Source organism: Myxococcus sp. MxC21-1 (genome assembly GCF_032612255.1).
GTDB classification, from domain to species: domain Bacteria; phylum Myxococcota; class Myxococcia; order Myxococcales; family Myxococcaceae; genus Myxococcus; species Myxococcus virescens.
Genome location: NZ_CP123278.1, coordinates 6,177,471 through 6,194,922, shown reverse-complemented (window position 1 = coordinate 6,194,922; position 17,452 = coordinate 6,177,471). Strand labels below are relative to the sequence as shown.

20 protein-coding genes are annotated in these 17,452 nt (G+C 64.4%); 7 read left to right on the top strand and 13 right to left on the bottom strand.

Annotated features, from left to right (window positions below; genetic code table 11):
* Window positions 1-8: 8 nt before the first annotated feature.
* From QEG98_RS27185 to QEG98_RS27145, 9 genes are all read right to left on the bottom strand, one after another.
* Window positions 9-563 (bottom strand): acyltransferase, encoded by a 555-nt coding sequence (locus tag QEG98_RS27185; RefSeq protein ID WP_316563353.1) that lies wholly within the window; start codon window positions 561-563, stop codon window positions 9-11.
* A gap of 173 nt (window positions 564-736) precedes the next feature.
* Window positions 737-1,180: a 50S ribosomal protein L9 gene (gene rplI / locus QEG98_RS27180; RefSeq protein ID WP_011555054.1), complete on the bottom strand. Its 444-nt coding sequence runs from the start codon at window positions 1,178-1,180 to the stop codon at window positions 737-739.
* Window positions 1,181-1,207: 27 nt separating this feature from the next.
* Entirely contained in the window at window positions 1,208-1,603 is a 396-nt protein-coding gene (rpsR, locus tag QEG98_RS27175) for a 30S ribosomal protein S18 (RefSeq protein ID WP_090491552.1), read from the bottom strand.
* 51 nt (window positions 1,604-1,654) lie between these two features.
* Window positions 1,655-2,131: a 30S ribosomal protein S6 gene (gene rpsF, locus QEG98_RS27170; RefSeq protein ID WP_011555052.1), complete on the bottom strand. Its 477-nt coding sequence runs from the start codon at window positions 2,129-2,131 to the stop codon at window positions 1,655-1,657.
* 271 nt (window positions 2,132-2,402) lie between these two features.
* Entirely contained in the window at window positions 2,403-2,978 is a 576-nt protein-coding gene (gene pth / locus QEG98_RS27165) for an aminoacyl-tRNA hydrolase (RefSeq protein WP_316563352.1), read from the bottom strand.
* A gap of 81 nt (window positions 2,979-3,059) precedes the next feature.
* A complete protein-coding gene (locus QEG98_RS27160; RefSeq protein ID WP_316563351.1) occupies window positions 3,060-3,722 on the bottom strand; it encodes a 50S ribosomal protein L25/general stress protein Ctc in 663 nt (220 codons plus the stop codon).
* Window positions 3,723-3,895: 173 nt separating this feature from the next.
* Window positions 3,896-4,846, bottom strand: a complete 951-nt coding sequence (locus QEG98_RS27155) for a ribose-phosphate pyrophosphokinase (RefSeq protein ID WP_011555049.1) — start codon at window positions 4,844-4,846, stop codon at window positions 3,896-3,898.
* 47 nt (window positions 4,847-4,893) lie between these two features.
* Window positions 4,894-5,193, bottom strand: coding sequence for a septation regulator SpoVG (gene spoVG / locus QEG98_RS27150; protein WP_002634160.1), 300 nt, complete (start codon window positions 5,191-5,193; stop codon window positions 4,894-4,896).
* Window positions 5,194-5,327: 134 nt separating this feature from the next.
* Window positions 5,328-5,708 carry a DUF5658 family protein gene (locus QEG98_RS27145; RefSeq protein WP_171452260.1) on the bottom strand — a complete coding sequence of 127 codons (381 nt, stop codon included), beginning with the start codon at window positions 5,706-5,708 and terminating at the stop codon, window positions 5,328-5,330.
* Window positions 5,709-5,902: 194 nt separating this feature from the next.
* On the opposite strand from QEG98_RS27145, the gene QEG98_RS27140 reads away from it, so the two are divergent.
* Genes QEG98_RS27140 through hpt form a run of 3 tightly spaced genes read left to right on the top strand, consistent with a single transcriptional unit; the run spans window position 5,903 to window position 7,878 of the window.
* A complete protein-coding gene (locus tag QEG98_RS27140; protein ID WP_141590246.1) occupies window positions 5,903-6,502 on the top strand; it encodes a thymidine kinase in 600 nt (199 codons plus the stop codon).
* 15 nt (window positions 6,503-6,517) lie between these two features.
* Complete coding sequence (locus QEG98_RS27135; RefSeq protein ID WP_011555046.1) at window positions 6,518-7,333, top strand: uracil phosphoribosyltransferase; 816 nt, start codon at window positions 6,518-6,520, stop codon at window positions 7,331-7,333.
* A gap of 11 nt (window positions 7,334-7,344) precedes the next feature.
* Window positions 7,345-7,878, top strand: coding sequence for a hypoxanthine phosphoribosyltransferase (gene hpt / locus QEG98_RS27130; protein ID WP_011555045.1), 534 nt, complete (start codon window positions 7,345-7,347; stop codon window positions 7,876-7,878).
* Window positions 7,879-7,940: 62 nt separating this feature from the next.
* Here hpt and QEG98_RS27125 read toward each other — a convergent pair whose 3' ends face one another.
* Window positions 7,941-8,357, bottom strand: a complete 417-nt coding sequence (locus tag QEG98_RS27125) for a hypothetical protein (protein WP_316563350.1) — start codon at window positions 8,355-8,357, stop codon at window positions 7,941-7,943.
* A gap of 232 nt (window positions 8,358-8,589) precedes the next feature.
* On the opposite strand from QEG98_RS27125, the gene aqpZ reads away from it, so the two are divergent.
* On the top strand, window positions 8,590-9,426 hold the full coding sequence (gene aqpZ, locus QEG98_RS27120; protein WP_316563349.1) for an aquaporin Z: 837 nt from the start codon (window positions 8,590-8,592) through the stop codon (window positions 9,424-9,426).
* Window positions 9,427-9,509: 83 nt separating this feature from the next.
* A complete protein-coding gene (locus QEG98_RS27115; protein WP_316563348.1) occupies window positions 9,510-10,145 on the top strand; it encodes a LysE family translocator in 636 nt (211 codons plus the stop codon).
* Window positions 10,146-10,148: 3 nt separating this feature from the next.
* Here the strand turns inward: QEG98_RS27115 and QEG98_RS27110 are convergent, their stop codons facing one another.
* The gene (locus QEG98_RS27110) at window positions 10,149-10,796 is read right to left on the bottom strand and encodes a hypothetical protein (protein ID WP_316563347.1); all 648 of its coding nucleotides are present in this window, start codon (window positions 10,794-10,796) and stop codon (window positions 10,149-10,151) included.
* Between the two features lie 112 nt (window positions 10,797-10,908).
* Between QEG98_RS27110 and QEG98_RS27105 the strand changes: the two genes are divergently transcribed.
* Window positions 10,909-11,868 (top strand): hypothetical protein, encoded by a 960-nt coding sequence (locus QEG98_RS27105; protein WP_316563346.1) that lies wholly within the window; start codon window positions 10,909-10,911, stop codon window positions 11,866-11,868.
* Window positions 11,869-12,621: 753 nt separating this feature from the next.
* Here QEG98_RS27105 and QEG98_RS27100 read toward each other — a convergent pair.
* Window positions 12,622-15,561 carry an ATP-binding protein gene (locus QEG98_RS27100; protein ID WP_316563345.1) on the bottom strand — a complete coding sequence of 980 codons (2,940 nt, stop codon included), beginning with the start codon at window positions 15,559-15,561 and terminating at the stop codon, window positions 12,622-12,624.
* Window positions 15,562-15,881: 320 nt separating this feature from the next.
* Here QEG98_RS27100 and QEG98_RS27095 point away from each other — a divergent pair, with 320 nt between their 5' ends.
* A complete protein-coding gene (locus tag QEG98_RS27095; protein ID WP_316563344.1) occupies window positions 15,882-16,343 on the top strand; it encodes a hypothetical protein in 462 nt (153 codons plus the stop codon).
* A gap of 80 nt (window positions 16,344-16,423) precedes the next feature.
* Here QEG98_RS27095 and QEG98_RS27090 read toward each other — a convergent pair whose 3' ends face one another.
* Window positions 16,424-17,434 (bottom strand): ribonucleotide-diphosphate reductase subunit beta, encoded by a 1,011-nt coding sequence (locus tag QEG98_RS27090; protein ID WP_316563343.1) that lies wholly within the window; start codon window positions 17,432-17,434, stop codon window positions 16,424-16,426.
* Window positions 17,435-17,452: the final 18 nt, after the last annotated feature.

Here is a 17,452-nt window from a genome sequence, read left to right as displayed (position 1 = left end):
GCCCCGGCTCAGCCACGCCTCGGCGCGCTGGAGCCAGGCCGGCCGCTCGCCGTACGCAGCGCCGCGAAGAGGGGCAGCGCGAGCAGGCAGTAGACGAAGAGGTACGCGACGAACCACAGGTGGTGCCAGCTGAAGCTGCCGGCCGGGTAGGGCTCGAAGCCGAACACGGACGGGTAGAAGTCCGCGTAGCTGCCCTGGAACGTCCCTCGTTGGAGTCGCTCCAGGTAGATTTGCGGCGGCACCACGACGAACATCCCGAAGACCAATGGGCCCAGGAGCCGCTTCGCGCGGTCCCCGGCGAAGGTGCCCAGCGAGCGCCGCCGCAGCGCGACCGCCGTGCCCAGGCCGGAGATGCACATCAGCAGCGGCATGCGGAGGTGATGCAGCACCTCCATGGGGGGCTCCAGCCACGGCAGGGCGTGGACGCTCTTCACGTGCCAGTCCCAGGTGTTGAACATCATCCCGGTGTGGAACAGGTGCAGCAGGAGGATGGCCACCACGCGGAGCCAGTCCAGGTCCGGGCGGTGCTCATCGGTGAGGTGCGGGGTGGCGGTGGTGCTCATGCGCGAGCCTCCTTCCGCTCCGGGATACGCACCGCGCCCCGAGCGCTCCACGCATCTGTCGCCAGCCGGTTTCACGAGGGTGTGAGCCGGACGGGCAGGGTGGGGCGCAAAGGAAAAGGCCGCCCGGGTTGCCCCGGACGGCCCTCTCTCACTTCAGTGAAGCCCGCGGAGGATTACTCCGGCAGGACCTCGAGCTTGATCTTCGCGATGACGTCGCGGTGCAGGCGCAGCTCCACCTCGTAGTTGCCCAGGGCCTTGATGGGCTCGGGCAGGTGGATGTGGCGGCGGTCGATGCTCTGACCCTCGGCGGCAACCGCCTCCGCGATGTCCAGCGCCGTAACGGAGCCGAACAGCTTGTCCTGATCGCCCACGCGGCGCTTGATGCTGACCTTGATGGCGCCGATCTTCTTCGCCTGCTCCTCGGCCGCGCCCTTCAGCTTGGCGTTCCGAGCGGCGATGACCGCCTTCTCGTGCTCCAGCTGGCGGAGGTTCTGCTCGCTGGCCAGAACCGCCTTCTTGCGGGGCAGGAGGAAGTTGCGGCCGAAGCCGTCCTTCACGGTGACGAGTTCCCCGGACTTGCCCAGGTTCTCGATGTCCTCACGCAGAATGACCTTCATGTTCAGTCTCCTGTGCGGACCGGCGGACTAGCCGACCACCGCGTTGTAGGGGAGGAGCGCGATGCCACGGGCGCGCTTGATGGCCACCGCCACCTCGCGCTGGTGCTTGGCGCAGTTACCGGAGATGCGGCGGGGGATGATCTTGCCGCGCTCGGTCACGAAGTACTTCAGCGTCGCCTGGTCCTTGAAGTCCACCGACGCGTTCTTCTCCGCGCAGAAGCGGCAGACCTTCTTGCGGCCGAAGCCGCGGCCACCACCGCGCTTGTCGTCGTCGCCGCCCAGCCCGCCGCCGCGGTCGCCGCGATCACCACCACGGTCACCCCGGTCACCCCGGTCTCCACCGCGCGAACCACCACCGCCGAAGCCACCACCGCTGCGGGCGGCGGGGGCAGAGGCCGTCTTGCTATCCGTTCCGTTGCTCATGAGCGTTCTCGTATCCTGGAATGGTCTCTAGCGAATTGACCCAGAAGGCCCTCAGGCCTCCTCGGACGACTCCTCCTCGGAGTCGCCGCCCTGCTCCTCGGAACCCTCGGAGCGGAAGCCACCCTCGCGCTCCGCGGGAGCGCCCGGACGGGTCTCCTCCACGTCGCCGGCCAGCTTCACGTCCTCGAGCACCGGACGCGTCTCGGGGTCCACCTCGTCCGCGAGCTTCACGGAGATGTAGCGGGTGACCTCGTCCAGGTTGCGGAGGTTGCGCTCGATTTCCGCCACCAGCTTCGCGCCACCCAGGAAGTGGGTGTGCACGTAGATGGCGCGGGGCTGCTTCGCTACGGGGAACAGGGTCTTCTTCTTGCCCCACACCGTGAAGCGGATGACCTTGCCACCCTCGCGGGAAACGATGCCGCGGACGCGCTCCTTGAGCTTGTCCACGTTGTCGTCCGTCAGGTCCGGCTTGACCAGGAAGATGGTCTCGTACTCACGAAGCCGCGTCGCGGCCTGCGTCTCAGCCATTGTTTTCTCTCCCCTTGGGGTCGAGTGCCCTCCGGTGAATCCAGAGAGCGGGGAAACGGCCAGCGGACCTGAGAGGCCCACCGCCGGGGACGGGAAACCGCGCGCCCGTCACCCTCGCGCTACGTCCCGTGTACCAACACGGGAAGCTGGAAAAGAACATCCCACCGGGTCATCCCCGATGAGGGAAGGGGCCTTCTATGGGGGGCCCCCCGCCAAGTCAAGCGGCCGGGCGCCCCGTCCGCCAGCCCGTGGGGGGGCCTGGGGGCCCGCCTCAGGCCTTCCGGTTGAACCGGTTCATGGCCACTGACAGCCCTTCGCGGATCCACAGCTCCGTCATGTCCATGGCCCGGTCGATGAGCGCATCCATCTCCCGGCGCTCGCCGTCGTCGAAGTTGGACAGGACGTAGCCGGACACGCGCTCGCGGGCATTGGGGCCCTCCGGCTTGCCAATGCCGAAGCGCAGGCGGATGAAGCCCTCGTCGCCCAGGCTGGAGACGATGCTCTTGAGGCCGTTGTGGCCGCCGCTGCCGCCGCCGGCCTTGAGCTGCAGCCGGCCCAGGGGCAGGTCCAGCTCGTCATGAATGACGAGCACGTCCGCGACCGGCACCTTGAAGAAGCGCGCCGCCTCCGCGACGGAGCGGCCCGACAGGTTCATGAACGTCTGGGGCTCCACGAAGAGGACGCGCTCGCCCGCCAGGGTGCCCTGGCCGACCTTGGCCGCGAACTTCTCCTGGTTCAGCTCCGCGCGCGCCCGCGACAGCAGCGCCTCCACCACCATGAACCCGATGTTGTGCCGGTGCCGCTCGTACTCGCGCCCCGGATTGCCCAGCCCGACGATGAGCTTCATGACGTGGCTCCCGAAACGAGAAACGGGGCCAGCCCCTTACCGGGCCGGCCCCGCTCCTGAAGGACCGCTGAAGGCGACAGACTACTTCTTCGCCGGGGCCTTCGCGTCCTTGGCCGGAGCCGCCTTCGCGTCCTTGGCCGGAGCCGCCGCGGCAGCCGCCGCGCTCGGACCCGCCTCCACGGCCTCCGGCGCGCTGATGACGGCCAGGGTGTAGTTGACGTTCGTCTTCACCGACACGCCCTCGGGCAGCTTCAGATCGTTGATGTGGAGCACCTCGGCGATCTTCATCGGCGTCACGTCCACTTCGAGCTTCTCGGGGATGGCGCCCGGAAGCGACCACACCTCGATCTCACGGCGGGCCTGGGTCAGCAGACCGCCGTCCGCCACACCCTGCGCGCGGCCGGAGAGCACCAGCGGCACGTTGACCTTCACCTTGTCGGTGGGGCGCACGTCCAGGAAGTCGGCGTGCAGGATGGCGCGGGTGACGGGGTCCATCTGGTAGTCCTTCAGGAGCACCTGACGGTCACCGCCCTCCACCTTGATCTGGATCAGGGTGTTGAACTTGTGCGGGGTGTTGATGGCCTGGCGGACCGCCTTGGGGTTCACGGAGATGTGCACCGGCTTCTCCAGGTGCTTTCCGTAGACGACGGCGGGAATCAGACCCTCGGCGCGCAGGCGGCGGGCAACGCCCTTGCCGGAACCCTCACGCGGCTTGGCCTCGAGGGTGCTCGTATTGACGGACATGGAATCCTCACGGATGGGACTGCGGGTGCCACCGGCGGCCCTGGCGCCCTCGGCATCCCGCCCCAGTGGCGGGCCCCGAAGACGGCGCCTGTGAAGGCCTCCGATGGAGGGTGGTGCACATGCCAGCCGGAGGGCCTGGAGTCAAGCCGCCCGGCAGGCACGCGCGCGCCGGCTCAGACGAACAGCGAGCTGAGCGAGTCGGCGCGGTGGATGCGGGCAATGGCCTCGCCGAAGAGTCGCTCGGTGGTGAGCAGGCGGATCTTCGAGCAGGCCTGCGCCGCCGGAGACAGCGGCACGGTGTCCGTGAAGACGACCTCTTCCAGCACCGAGTCCTGGATGCGCTGGATGGCCGGACCGGAGAGGATGGGGTGGACCGCGTACGCCACCACGCGCCGTGCGCCCTTGGCCTTCAGCGCCGCGGCCGCCTGGGCGAGCGTGCCGGCGGTGTCCACCATGTCGTCCACCAGCACCGCGTCCTTGCCGCTCACGTCGCCGATGAGGTTCATCACCTCCGACGCGTTGGGGCGGGGACGGCGCTTGTCGATGATGGCCAGGCCCGTGTTCAGCCGCTTGGAGTACGCGCGGGCGCGCTCCACGCCGCCGGCGTCCGGCGAGACGATGACCAGCTCCTGCGACTCCGGGAAGCGCTTGCGCAGGTCCTCCAGGAACACCGGCGAGCCGTAGAGGTGGTCCGAGGGGATGTTGAAGAAGCCCTGGATCTGCCCCGCGTGCATGTCCATGGACACCACGCGCCCGGCGCCCGCGGACTCCAGCAGGTCCGCGATGAGCTTCGCGGTGATGGGCGTACGCGGCGCCACCTTCCGGTCCTGACGGGCATACCCGTAGTACGGAATGACGGCGGTGATGGAGCCGGCGCTCGCCCGCTTGAGCGCGTCACACATGATGAGCAGCTCCATCAGGTGGTCGTTCGCGGGCGGGCAGGTCGACTGGAGGATGAAGACATCGTGGCCGCGGACGTTCTCGCCGATCTCGACGTGAATCTCCCCGTCCGAGAACCGACCGACCTCCGCCTTGCCTAGAGGGCGCTTGAGGTACTCGCAGATGCGATGCGCCAGGCCGGGATTCGAGTTCCCGGCGAACACCTTGAAGTCACGCGGCTGCATGGTGGGGCCGCTGACTAACCTGGACGCGGACGGAAGGAAAGAAGTCGTTAGTCCAGGTCCGCTGGCGCTGCGACGAGCATCCCGGCTTGCGCCTGATGGAGGTGTCGCTCGTACTCCATCAGGATGACGCGTTCCATTTGACTCCGCGTATCCGCGTTGAGCGGGTGGGCAATGTCCTTGTACGTCCCATCCTTCCGCTTCTTGGCTGGCATCGCGATGAAGAGCCCGGTCGAGCCGTGAATGACCTTCAAATCGCGAATGACGAAGCAGTGGTCCAAGGTGATGGTGACGTACGCCTTGAGCTTGTCCTCTTCGACCGGAAACACCCGGACGTCGGTGATGTTCATGGTCCCCCCCCGAACCCGAAAGGTCGGAGCTGAAGGGAAGCCTGGGACATACCGGGTGCCAAATGCAAGCGCGGGCGCGAGAGAGATTTGCGCCACTGTTCAATGCCCCCACAGTCGGCCGCTGCGAGTGGAGGCTAGGTCAGCATTTGCGGCCAGTGCATGACCAGGTGGGTCAGGAACGCGAGGTGGTAGACCACGATGACGGCATACACGGCGGCGCCCAGCCGGATGGCGATGCGGCTGGCCTTGAGGTGCCGGTGGATGCACAGCAGCCACAGGCCCGCGTTCACGATGACCAGCTTGGAGAACATGAAGAAGAGCGGGGACTGCTCATAGGCCTCCCGCATGATGGGGTTGAGCTCCTCGGCCACGCCCAACTGGAGGAAGAAGAGGGTGAACAGCCCGTCCAGCAGGTTCAGCATCAACAACGCGACGGACGCCGGTGACAGGTAGAAAGAAGCCCTGTTGCCCCACGCCCCACCCCGCATCTGTCCGATCGTCGCCGCCACGCCCATCCCCCTTCGCCAGTCCGTAGCCAATGCTCTTCAAGAGCCTTGCCAACGCCCGCGGGGCCCGGTGACGGGCAGGCGAGGAAGCGGGCGACATCCGGGGACGATTCGGCTATGGGACGGGCGTGGCGGGAAGTTGACTCCCCTGGGGTCGTGGCAGACTATCCGCGCCCTTTCCGCCCCCGGCCCGTGAGCGTTCCTTGCACCAATTCCCCAAAGATATCGGGTGGATAGAGGTCATCTGCGGTTCGATGTTCTCCGGCAAGACGGAGGAGCTGATCCGCCGCGTCCAACGCGCCGTCTACGGCAAGCAGAAGGTGCAGGTCTTCAAGCCGCGCATCGACAACCGCTACGACGAATCCGCGGTGGTGAGCCACTCGCAGCACAAGGTGATGTCCACCGCCATCGAGCGGGCTGAAGAGATTTTTTACAGGCTCGCGCCCGACACCCAGGTGGTGGGCATCGACGAGGTGCAGTTCTTCGGTTCAGAAGTGGTCGCCGTGGTGGAGGCGCTGGCCAACAAGGGCCTGCGCGTCATCTGCGCGGGCCTGGACCAGGACTACCAGGGGCGCCCCTTCGAACCGATGCCCCAGTTGATGGCGGTGTCGGAGTACGTGACGAAGGAGCTGGCCATCTGCGTGGTGTGCGGGAACCCGGCCAACCGCTCCCAGCGCATCGTGTCCAGTGGTGAGCGGGTGGTGGTGGGCGCGGCGGGCGCGTACGAGCCGCGCTGCCGCAAGTGTCACGTGGCGGAGCCGGCGGAGGGCACGCCGCCGCAGACGTTGGAACTGTTCGACTGAGCGGGAGCTGAACGGATGCGCGACACCCTGTACTCCAACGTTCCCTTCAAGCTGAACGAGATGCCCCACCACTATGGGCCTCACGTCCACCTGGTGGGAAATCCCTTTCTCCTGACCCAGCTGGCCACGCTGTGTTCGAAGGGCGTCATCCAGCCGCAGATCAACCGCCTGGTGGAGACGCTGTACGTCGACCTGGTGAAGACGGTGCTCAACGCGGAGTTCCCGCGGAAGAACGTCAGCCTGCCCACGCGGATGATCGACTCCACCCCGCAGGGGCTCTACCAGGGCGAGGTCATCGACCCGCAGGTGCGGGTGGTGACGGTGAACATCGCCCGGGCGGGCACGCTGCCGTCGCAGGTGACGTACGACCTGATGAACGCCACGCTGGACCCGACGGTGGTGCGCCAGGACCACATCATCATGAGCCGCATGATTGACGCCGCGGAGGCGGTGGTGGGCTCGGAGATTGGCGGCGCGAAGATTGGCGGCGACGTGGACGACGCCTTCGTCCTCTTCCCCGACCCCATGGGGGCCACGGGGGGCAGCCTGTCCACGGCGATTTCGCTCTACAAGAACAAGGTGCCCGGGACACCCCGGCGCATCATCACCCTGAACCTCATCGTCACGCCGGAGTACCTGCGGAAGATGACCACGGACCATCCGGACGTCATCATCTACGCGCTCCGGTTGGACCGGGGCCTGTCCCCGCCGGAGGTGTTTGGCACCGAGCCGGGCGCGCTCTGGGAGAAGGAGCGGGGCCTGGATGACCGGCAGTACATCGTCCCCGGAGGCGGCGGCTTCGGGGAGATCATGAACAACGCGTACGTGTAGCGGAGGAATCCTTGGCGTTCTACGAGCAGGAAGTCGGTGTCCTGATTTCCGAGGACAAGTTGCAGGCGCGCGTGCGCGAGCTCGCGGCGGAGATTACGCGCGACTACGCGGGCAAGGACCTGACGCTCATCTGCGTGTTGAAGGGCTCGGCGTTCTTCGCCATCGACCTGGCGAAGTACATCGACCTGCCGGTGAAGCTGGAGTTCCTGGGCGTGTCCAGCTACCAGGGCGGCACGGAGTCCACGGGCGAGGTGCGCATCACCACCGACGTCAGCAAGCCCATGGCCGGCAAGCACCTGCTCATCATCGAGGACATCATCGACACCGGGCTCACCATGCAGTTCCTGCTGGAGAACCTGCGCGCTCGGCACCCCGCGTCGCTGAAGGTGTGCACGCTGCTGGAGAAGCCCTCGCGCGCCCGGACGAAGGTGGACATCGACTACAAGGGCTTCGTCATCGATGACCTCTTCGTCGTGGGCTACGGGCTCGACTTCGGCGAGGTGTACCGGAACATCCCCTTCATCGGGGTGATGAAGAACAAGTAGTGCCTTGCTGGTGCGGGCGCCGCCCACTGCGCGCGGCGCCGCACCCAGGTCACGACGTCTGGCTAGAGCGGGCAGACCGTTCCGCTGGGCGTCGGGCAGCGGCGCTCCACGCCGTCGCACCGGATGGAGCAGCTCGTCCACTCCATGCAGACCTGCGTCTGCGTCGGGCACCGGAGGATGGTGCTGCTTCCCGGGCAGTGGAGCGTGAAGTCGGCGCACGGACCGGGCGGCGGAGGCTGCTGGCAGTAGGTGTACTGGCCATCACAGACGACGTAGTTGCTCGCGGACGAGCAGGAGTTGCCCGTACAGCTGATGGACGGGCCTCCCGTGGCTGAACAGCTGTTGGTGCAGGTGTGGAGCTCCGCGGTGCTCTGGCCCAGCTCCTCGGCGGCCCCGCCGGGCGCCGGCGCGTCCACGGGGCCACACGCGGCCATCAGCAGCATCGTCGTCACGGCGAACAGCAGCGTTGCAGCCTTCATGACAAGTCCTTTCCAGGTGGGGACGGCCTATCCAGGCTGTCTGCCCTAAACCTGAAAGTCAAAGAGGGTCTGGCTTTGCGCATCAAGGGAGGCGGAGGGCCTTGGGCCGCGCACAGGGGCCGCTCAGCGGCCATGACGCGGTGCTTCGCGTTGTCGTCTCCCGGTCCATGCACAGCGTGCCTGGAAGAATTCGCTGAAGCGCGGCATCTGGCCGCGCGAATCGAGGCTGACCATGGATGCATCCAGGGACAGGGGCGCGCTGGCTCGGGCGGGCAGCCCCCGCAACAACGACGCCGTCCGGAAGTACGTTGCGGAGTTCATCGGGACGTTCGTCCTGGTGTTGGGAGGCGTCGGGGCTGCCGTGCTGGCGGGCGACCACATCGGTTTCCAAGGTGTCGCGCTCGCCTTTGGCCTGTCGCTGCTGGCCATGGTGTACGTGATTGGCCCCATCTCGGGCTGCCATGTGAATCCGGCGGTGACGCTGGGCCTCTTGCTGTCGGGGAAGATAGAGGGCAAGGACGCGGTCGGCTACGTGGTGGCGCAGTGCGTGGGGGCCATCCTCGGCGCGGGCGTGGTGCTGCTGATTGCCAAGGGCATGCCCGGAGGGTACTCGGCGGTGACCGAGGGACTCGCGACCAACGGGTACGGCGCTGCTTCACCTGACGGCTTCAACATGGGAGCGGCCTTCCTCACGGAGGTGGCGCTCACCTTCCTGCTCGTGCTCACGGTGCTGGGCGCGACGGATGCGCGCGCCCCGGTGGGCTTCGCGGGGCTGGCCATTGGCCTGGTGCTGGCGCTCATCCACCTGGTGGGGATTCCGGTGACGAACACGTCGGTGAATCCTGCGCGCAGCCTGGGGCCGGCGGTGTTCGCGGGGAGCGTGCCCATGGGGCAGCTGTGGCTGTTCATCGTGGCGCCGCTCCTGGGAGGCGCCACCGCGGCGGCGGTGTATCGCACGGTGTTCCGTCCTGCCGTGCCCATCAGCGCGGAGGAGGCCGAGCGGGCCCTGCGGCGCGAGCGTGAGGCGCGAATCGCGGACGAGCGGGCCGGCACGCGCGCGCCTGTCTGATGCTGCGGGTCGCTTTGCTCGGCGGGCTCCGGCGGGTACGGTGAACGGCAATCGGGGCCAGCCGCGCCCCCACTGGAGCCGCCATGCTCTTCGACCCGACGCGCCTCACGGCCTACTTCCTGGCGGTGCTCGCGCTCATCCTGACGCCCGGGCCGGACACGATGTTCGTGCTGGCCCGGAGCATGGGGCAGGGGCGCAAGGCGGGCATCGTCTCCGCGCTGGGCATCTTCGTTGGGTGCCTGTTCCACATCGCGGCGGCGGCGTTCGGGCTGTCGACGTTGCTCGCGACGTCGGCGCTGGCCTTCTCCGTGGTGAAGTGGGGTGGGGCGGCCTACCTCGTGTGGATGGGCGTGCAGATGCTGCGCAGCAAGGACACCGCGGCCGAGGCGGTGCAGGCGCTGCCACCCGCTGGCCTGTGGCGCATCTTCCGCGACGGCGTCGTCACCAACGTGCTGAACCCGAAGGTGGCCGTGTTCTTCCTGGCCTTCCTGCCGCAGTTCGTGGACGCGTCCGCGGGCTCGACGGGGCTCCAGTTCCTGGGGCTCGGGTTGATGTTCTCCGTCACGGGCACGTCGTGGCTGGTGCTGCTGGCTGCGTTCGCGGGTGCCTTTGGGGGCTGGATGCGGCGCAATCCGCGCGTGGCGGCGTGGCAGAAGCGCGTCACCGGTGGCGTGTTCGTCGCGCTGGGGGCTCGGCTGGCGTTGCAGCGCCAGGAGTAGGCGTCAGACGAGCACCTTGATGACCACGTAGAGCACGTAGAGCACCCACGGCACTGCGGCCAGGAGTCCGAGGATTCCGAGCAGGCCGGCCCAGACAGGGTAGCCCTTGCGCCACGGGAGGAGCAGGAAGGTGCCTCCGGCGAGCGCGGGCAGGGGCAGGAGGTTGAGGGCGGCCAGCTTCGCGCTCATCAGGCCCCAGGCTCGCAGCAGGTCGCCGTCCCGGAGGAGCGCGAGGAATCGCTCCACGCGGCCAGGGAGCAGGGAGGGCTCGAAGGGCACGGCGAAGCCGCTCACGAACTGGCGCAGGGCCTCTGTGGGCCCTAGGCAGGCCATGGCGATGGCGACCTGCACGGCCCAGGGCAGGAGGATGACGGCGGCGTGGAGGGGCGGGGAGAGCTGGAGCAGGCGGCTCTTGGCGGGGGCGCCCTCGATGGGCTCGTCGAAGCTCACCGCGCTGCCGAGCGCCAGGGGGCGGAAGGCCCACAGGATGCTCCCCAGGCGGGCGGAGAGCAGTGTGGGGCCGTAGCCGAGGACGACGGACACGGGCCGTGCCCCCAGCGTGCTGGCCACGGCGGTCTGCGCCAGCGCCCAGAGGGCGTTGACGGCGAAGAAGAGCATCCAGAGCCAGAGGAGTTGGGACAGGCGGTCCATGCGGTGCGTCCCTGTCTACCATGACCCGGGGTGGTATCCGTGAAGGGGCGGGGCGCCAATCATCCTGGAGCGTGGCGCCGCGTCTCTGGTAGGCATCCGGGTTGAGGAGCTCATGGCTTACGGCATCGCGAATCACCTCTGGATTCATGGGAGCCCGGACCGGTCCAGGGTCCGTCAGTGGATGGACGCCGCACTGGGGACGTCGTTCGGGGAGCAGCCTCGGAGCGACATCGTCGTCGCGGACGTCTTCCAGTTCGGGCCGGCGCTGACGCTCATCGACGTGCAGGTGCTCGGTGCGCCGCGCGTCGAAGGCGAGGCGGAGGCGGCGGAGCAGGACGGCTTCCTGACGCGCGTGGCCAGCCTGGCGAAGGAAGCGGGCTTCAAGAGCACGCGGGTGTGGATGGGCGACGTGGGCACCATGGCGTGGGAGCTGGAGTCCCAGGGCGAAGAGGGCGTGCCCGTGGGTGCGAAGCGGGAGGACGAGGCGCTGCGCACGCTGGGGCCGGATGGGTGGAGCGTGGACCCGCTGGCGCCCGTGGTGGCGCGCGAGGTCATCCGGAGCATCGTCAAGCTGCCGCTGGAGGAGGTCCACCACTACATCGACTGGGCGGTGAGCTGCCGCAGCGCGATGGCGGCGGGGACGCCGGTGGAGGGCTTCAACCTGACGCGCGCATCGAGGCTGATGGCCACGCACTACCTGGTGTGGAAGGGGAAGGTGCTGCCCAAGCCGACGCCAGTGAGCGAGATGGCGCCGAAGCTCGGGAGGGCCCGGAGGATGCGCAGGGCGGCCACGTTGGTGCCTGCCGCGCGCGTCTGGGGATTAGTGCTGGTGGTGGCCTTGGTGGTGCCCGCGGTGCTTTACCACTTCATCTTCGCCCCCCCGCTAGAGAGCCCGGTAAAGGGCTTCGTGCTCAGTGGGGTGATGACGCTGGTCTGGGCCCTGTTCGCCCTGGTGCGGTTTGATGACTTCCAGGGGCGGCCCGTGCGCCTACCGTGGAGGGCGGCGCTGTTCGTCGGTGGCCAGCTCGCGGTGGGGGCGTTGATGTGGTGGTTTCACGGGATGCCTCGGTAATGCCAATTTTTGTAGGTGCGGAATGTCCATTTAACGCATGCATCTGCAATGGATGAATAAAAGTTAATTCACATGTGGGCGAAATGTGGGCCGTTGTAACAGCCTGTTGCTGTGGCCCTTATCGGTGGAACACACTGACGACGAGATCAGTTGAGTTGCAGGAAGGAATGGAGGTGTTGCAGAAGGATTCGTCGAGGAAGACGAATCGCTGGACGTCTACGACGTTCAATAGTGCTACGAGGACACGCCTGCGCCTGAGGTTTTGCGGCGCCTCACGCTCGGAGGTGGCGAAGGACTTTTCTTGTGTGAGAAACCCAGCCGGCGCAGGGCCCGCTGCATGAAAGCCCGACGGATGACCAGTCCGGTACGCGCCGTCAGCACTTCCTGCAACTCCACCACGGTGGCCTCCGGTTCTTGGCCACCAGGCGTTTGAGTTCCTCGGCCACCTTGCCGCGAATGGCGAGAAGTTACCTCCTCCCCGCAGACGGGGAGTCACTTCTCCGGTCTCCGGGTGTAACCGCACCACTCGACTGACCGTTGCCTCGCAATGCCCAGCCAGAAGGTGGGCAATCTGCCCACTCGGCAGGCCCGCCTCATGGAAGGCTCGAACAATGGCCTGCCGCAGATTCTCCGTAGTGGGAAGCCCAACACTCATCCCGTATGAAGAACAGACCCTTCCGACTTACGTCAACTGCTTCCTGGGGTAGCAGGCGGCTGAAGTAGAACTTTATCGCTCGTGGCATAAGACTGGCGTTATTCAAGATGGAGCGTGGCCCTGTAGACAGTGTGCCAGCTCCAATCCGAAGGTGGAATGAGGTTCTGGGGCATTCCAGGAAACTTGCGCCATTTTTCAATATAGGCGTCAAAGCCAGTTACATCGAGGCGCTGGAGTTCCTCAGCCAGTTTGGCGGACATTTCTCGCGTAACAACGCTGTCGCCACGCTCAGCTGAATGATGAACCGCGAGGAGCCATTTGATTATTTCGTGATTGGAGTTGAAGGCGGTCGTGGAACGAGCGGCTGATATGCATATAGCTGCCAAGTTTTTTCCTTCGATGTTTGTGACAAGGGCACCCTGTATAAGAGACGGCATTGGTGTGTTGGTTAGCGTGAGTAGTGCCCAGTCATTGTCGATTTGCTTGATGTCGGTGAATTTGGAATTCATTATCTGTTGATTGATCCAGTGGCGGAGAAATCGCGGCGCGAGCCAGTAGGGGATGTGTGGAACGTCGATTGCTGGGAGCGCTGAATGGTCGCTGGTGCGTCTGTGGCGCTCTCGTATGCGAAGAATGTGCACTGAAGGCAGATGCATTGCTTCGTTGGCGGAAATGTATTGAACATCGTTGCCGGTTCGAAGGGGCGTGGTTTGCGGCCATGCCCAAGCCATTTCAGGAATCACTCCTGGGTCTGAAAGGAGTTTTCCGGCATACTGCCAATGGTCAGGCTTGCGTGCGCGTGGTTCGGTCTGGAGATGATTACTGACGGCGGCGCTGATGTGTTTTTTTAGTATCGCTTCGATGCTGGATTCCAAATCAGGGTTGGAACCGGGTCGATTTCTTCCGGGGGAGGCTGTAGGAGAGCGCCAAATGCCCGTTCTTGCGAGGTTGGTTTGGGCGTTTGGTCGTCGGTCATCTATCGATGCATGCCAATCGGAGTCTCGGATAATGTTTGAAGGTGAACGGTGTAGGATTCCATGTAGTGATATACTGGAACGTGGCAGTTGAGGGATTGTCTCCAGTGGTTTGTCGGTGAGGTCCCTGGATTCGTCCCACTCGCGAAGCCAACTCTCTCCGTTGTTGTTGATGTATGCAACTCTGAAGATCTCCCCTTCGATACCTGGCTCTGATATTCTAAATGCGCGTATTTCAAATCGTCCGCTTGGATCTGTTGCGCTGGCGATTGTGGCTGAACGGTCCTTGATGGTTTGTGAGACGATGCGAGTCTCTTGATTGAAATCCGATATGTATATTGGGATTTCCACGCGCTGGCACCAGTTGCTCACTAGCTGTGTCAGGACTCCTGGCTCCATGGGGTCGCTAAGAATCACCTGAATCCGTGTTCCATGGCGACGGTGCTGTGGTCGACTTTCGAAAGGGCTCCATCGTTCGGTAAGTAGGTATGTGCTAGGGCCCTGTAGTGTCAGTCGTATCCCATGGGGCTCCGATTGGGGGAGTGGGAACTTGGCTGTCTCGACTGTAATGTGATTGCTGACGGCGAATGTGCTCAGGAATCCAATGCCAAATCTGCTGGTCGGGATGAATGTGTATCTGGACTTGAATTCTTCGCTCTGGTAGTAGGATCGCCCTACTTGGAGGAGAAATCTGCGGATGGTGTCGCTGTCCATTCCTATGCCGCTGTCTTCGATTGTGAGAATGTGGCGACGGGCTTTCTCTCCTGTTCTTGGGAGTGATATTTCTTTTTCGCTTATGGAAATTGAGAGAGGGTATTTGTCTAGGTGCTCTTGAGGGAAATGGTTTGGGAAGAGGGGAGGTGGGGCTTCTGGGGGGCTGGTGCGGTAGTCTTCGTAGAGGCGGCAACGCGTGGCGTCGATGGCATTTTGTATGAGCTCTCGAATGTAGACCTCAGGATACTCGTAGACGTTGTGAATGAGCCTCTCTAGAATTTTCTCTTGGTCGAGTTCAAGCTTCCATCTGTGGAACGTATAGTTAGCGTTCTCGGCAGGTTGAATTGTTATTGTCGGTGGTAAGCCGTCATGCTCAATTGTGCACCTGGGGGGACGCCAATCGGAGTGGCGTTCCGCGTGGTGCATTGCTAATCCAGTATCGCGAACTTCGTCGCAGAGCCATCCGAACCAGTCGCGAAGCACTGCGTGCGTGTCCTGATCCTGGCATTCACAGTGATATTCAATTTTGGCTGGGGCGACGTGTTCGGACGTGATAGTGGAGTATTGCTTCCAATGCGGCTTGGACTCCAGTGGCAGTGGCTCGACAGCGGTGCATGCGTATGGGGAGGCGCGCGAGCTGCGCATGTCCAGCAGGTCGCCGATTCTTAGTAGGCGAGCCATGAAGCGGATGTTGACTTTTTCTCCGCCGAGGTCGACGGTTTCCTTGAATCGAATGGGGTCGTTGAGTTCGGCACGATTCAGGCCATGGGCAATTGCGATCGATGAAATAGCCTCGAAGTATCGGCGATCATTGAAGTCCACGACCTGCCGAAGCGCAGGGTGGAGTTTTAGGACGAGTGGAGCGCGTTGGTGATGCTCTCTTCGGAAAAACTCCGCTAGCAGTAGTCGCAGTTGAATGCCTGCTTTGTATGCGACAATGTCGCTGGATTGCGTGTTTTGTGTTTTGAGAATTTCTAGTATCGATGTTTTCCCGTTGGGAGTCGTGGAAAGGAACTTCTCCCAGCGCGCAGATCCCAGTGTAGATTCGATTTCGGCTGGCGAGACAACCATTCCTGCGTCATGCAAATATGCAGCGCAGGCTAAGACGTATGCTTCTGCTTGTGAAAATTCTCTTGCGGTGGGCTTCCCTTTTTTGAATAGAAGATTAGACAGTTGGAGGATTATCTGTTCGCTGTGGTCGCGCGCATGGCTGGTGTAGTGGGGGAATAGGTCGGCCGTATGCTGAAGCCATTGGTCTAGTTCTTTCCGGAGGAAGTACAGGCGCTGTGCGTATTCGCTGTCTTTTTTGAGGAACTTTATGAGTGGGAAGTCTTTGAATTCGAGAGGCATCGTGTTGGATGGTGATCGAGTTTTTGGGGTGTGTTGGAGCGGGGCGGAAGGGTGCGGGTTGGTGCTTGGGGTTGTTTGTCCTGGCCAGGTGACTTTAGTGGCTAGCTAAGTCGGAGGGTCATGCGCTGTTGGGTGTGTGGATGTGTGGATGTGTGGATGTGTGGATGTGTGAATGCCTGCTTGCGGAGAATGTTCACAGTTCTGAGGCATCTGGGTCGCATTTCCTGTGGCTGTGCACCGAAGTATATCGGGCTTACTTGCCTCGGGCTCAGGGGCTCCTCTGCAACCGCCTGTTCCTGCTCCTCCAGGGCGGCGTCGACGTGAGCAGAGCGGTCGCGGCTTTCGCTGAGCATGCTGACCAGCTGGTCGACGTCATTCAGCGTGAGCTTCAAGCCCAAGGTGCATCGCTGCTCGAGGCAGAAAAGCTCGTGGTCTACATCCCGAAGGCTTTTGGCGCTGCTTGCGCTACGAACGTGGGCGCGAAGGTCCCCGCGTCTGTTCAGTTCGTCGAGTGGAACGGCCCGGCGACGTATGACGTCGTGCTGGCCCAGGACCCGCTCTGGTTTGAGGCGAGCCGCCTTGCGAAGCGCACTCTCGACGGTCGAGGGCTCAGCGAAAATCTGCTCGACGCGATCATCAACCGGAGCGTTCTGCTTGATAAACTCGACGCCGCCATCGCAGCAGGGGCTCAACCCGAAGTCGTTGTATTGGGCCCATTCACCATCGCGCTCACCGAGGCGGGAACGCAGGCCATGAGGCTTGAGGCTGCAGAGCGAGTCTAACTGCAGAACGCTGACTGAACCGCGCGCTGACCTCAACCGGGGCGCCTGAAGCCGCGCCCCGGGACACATCGCACAGCCGCTCAGAACGCCGCGTCGAGCACGACGTCCGTGGCCGCACCAACCCCCACGGCCACCTGGTACGACGACACGCGGCGCTCGAAGAAGTTCGTGAGCTCCTGCACGTCCTGCAGGTCCATGAAGTGCAGCGGGTTCTTCGTGCCGAACACCGGCGACATGCCCAGCATCTGGAGCCGCTGGTCCGCCACGTACTCCAGGTAACCGCGCATGTCCTGCACGGACAGGCCCATGACGCCGCCGCTCAGCAGGTCCTGGGCGAACTGCGTCTCGCACTCCACGGCTTCGCGGAGCATGGCCACCACGTCGCGCTCCATCTGCGCGTCGAAGAGGTCCGGCTCCTCCTTGCGCGCCACCTGGATGGCCTCGAACGCGAACCCCATGTGCGCGCTCTCGTCCCGGAACACCCAGTTGGTGCCCGCCGCCAGGCCGTTCAACAGGCCCTTGCTGCGCAGGAAGTACACGTAGGCGAAGGCCGCGAAGAAGAAGAGGCCTTCAATGCAGCCCGCGAAGCAGATGAGGTTCAGCAGGAACTGCCGCCGGTGCGCCTTCGTCTGCAGCGTGTCCAGCCCCTGGATGCTGTCCATCCACTTCATGCAGAACTGCGCCTTGCGCTGGATGGAGGGGATGTTGTCGACGGCCGCGAAGGCCATCGCCCGCTCCGCCGGGTCCGGCACGTAGGTGTCCAGCAGCGTCAGGTAGAACTGGACGTGCAGCGCCTCCTCGTAGAGCTGGCGCGACAGGTACATCCGCGCCTCAGGGGCGTTCAGGTGCTTGTACAGGTTCAGCACCAGGTTGTTGCCGACGATGCTGTCACCCGTCGCGAAGAACGCCACCAGCCGGTGGATGAGGTGGCGCTCCGCGTCCGTCATCTTCGAGCGCAGGTCCACCAGGTCCGTGGAGAAGTCCACCTCCTCCACGGTCCAGGTGTTCTTGATGGCGTTCCGGTACATCTCGAAGAACTGCGGATACGCCATCGGGCGCAGCGTGAGATTGAGGCCAGGGTTCAACAGCATTGCTTCCGTGCTCCTCGC

What these genes read in the sequence shown, in the direction of transcription:
- QEG98_RS27110 (WP_316563347.1), bottom strand. Translation starts at nt 10,796, where the DNA reads ATGGACCGCCTGTCCCAACTCCTCTGGCTCTGGATGCTCTTCTTCGCC.
- rpsR (WP_090491552.1), bottom strand. Translation starts at nt 1,603, where the DNA reads ATGAGCAACGGAACGGATAGCAAGACGGCCTCTGCCCCCGCCGCCCGC.
- QEG98_RS27090 (WP_316563343.1), bottom strand. Translation starts at nt 17,434, where the DNA reads ATGCTGTTGAACCCTGGCCTCAATCTCACGCTGCGCCCGATGGCGTAT.
- QEG98_RS27145 (WP_171452260.1), bottom strand. Translation starts at nt 5,708, where the DNA reads ATGGGCGTGGCGGCGACGATCGGACAGATGCGGGGTGGGGCGTGGGGC.
- rpsF (WP_011555052.1), bottom strand. Translation starts at nt 2,131, where the DNA reads ATGGCTGAGACGCAGGCCGCGACGCGGCTTCGTGAGTACGAGACCATC.
- rplI (WP_011555054.1), bottom strand. Translation starts at nt 1,180, where the DNA reads ATGAAGGTCATTCTGCGTGAGGACATCGAGAACCTGGGCAAGTCCGGG.
- pth (WP_316563352.1), bottom strand. Translation starts at nt 2,978, where the DNA reads ATGAAGCTCATCGTCGGGCTGGGCAATCCGGGGCGCGAGTACGAGCGG.
- QEG98_RS27105 (WP_316563346.1), top strand. Translation starts at nt 10,909, where the DNA reads ATGGCTTACGGCATCGCGAATCACCTCTGGATTCATGGGAGCCCGGAC.
- QEG98_RS27185 (WP_316563353.1), bottom strand. Translation starts at nt 563, where the DNA reads ATGAGCACCACCGCCACCCCGCACCTCACCGATGAGCACCGCCCGGAC.
- QEG98_RS27100 (WP_316563345.1), bottom strand. Translation starts at nt 15,561, where the DNA reads ATGCCTCTCGAATTCAAAGACTTCCCACTCATAAAGTTCCTCAAAAAA.
- aqpZ (WP_316563349.1), top strand. Translation starts at nt 8,590, where the DNA reads ATGGATGCATCCAGGGACAGGGGCGCGCTGGCTCGGGCGGGCAGCCCC.
- QEG98_RS27155 (WP_011555049.1), bottom strand. Translation starts at nt 4,846, where the DNA reads ATGCAGCCGCGTGACTTCAAGGTGTTCGCCGGGAACTCGAATCCCGGC.
- QEG98_RS27160 (WP_316563351.1), bottom strand. Translation starts at nt 3,722, where the DNA reads ATGTCCGTCAATACGAGCACCCTCGAGGCCAAGCCGCGTGAGGGTTCC.
- QEG98_RS27125 (WP_316563350.1), bottom strand. Translation starts at nt 8,357, where the DNA reads ATGAAGGCTGCAACGCTGCTGTTCGCCGTGACGACGATGCTGCTGATG.
- QEG98_RS27135 (WP_011555046.1), top strand. Translation starts at nt 6,518, where the DNA reads ATGCGCGACACCCTGTACTCCAACGTTCCCTTCAAGCTGAACGAGATG.
- QEG98_RS27115 (WP_316563348.1), top strand. Translation starts at nt 9,510, where the DNA reads ATGCTCTTCGACCCGACGCGCCTCACGGCCTACTTCCTGGCGGTGCTC.
- spoVG (WP_002634160.1), bottom strand. Translation starts at nt 5,193, where the DNA reads ATGAACATCACCGACGTCCGGGTGTTTCCGGTCGAAGAGGACAAGCTC.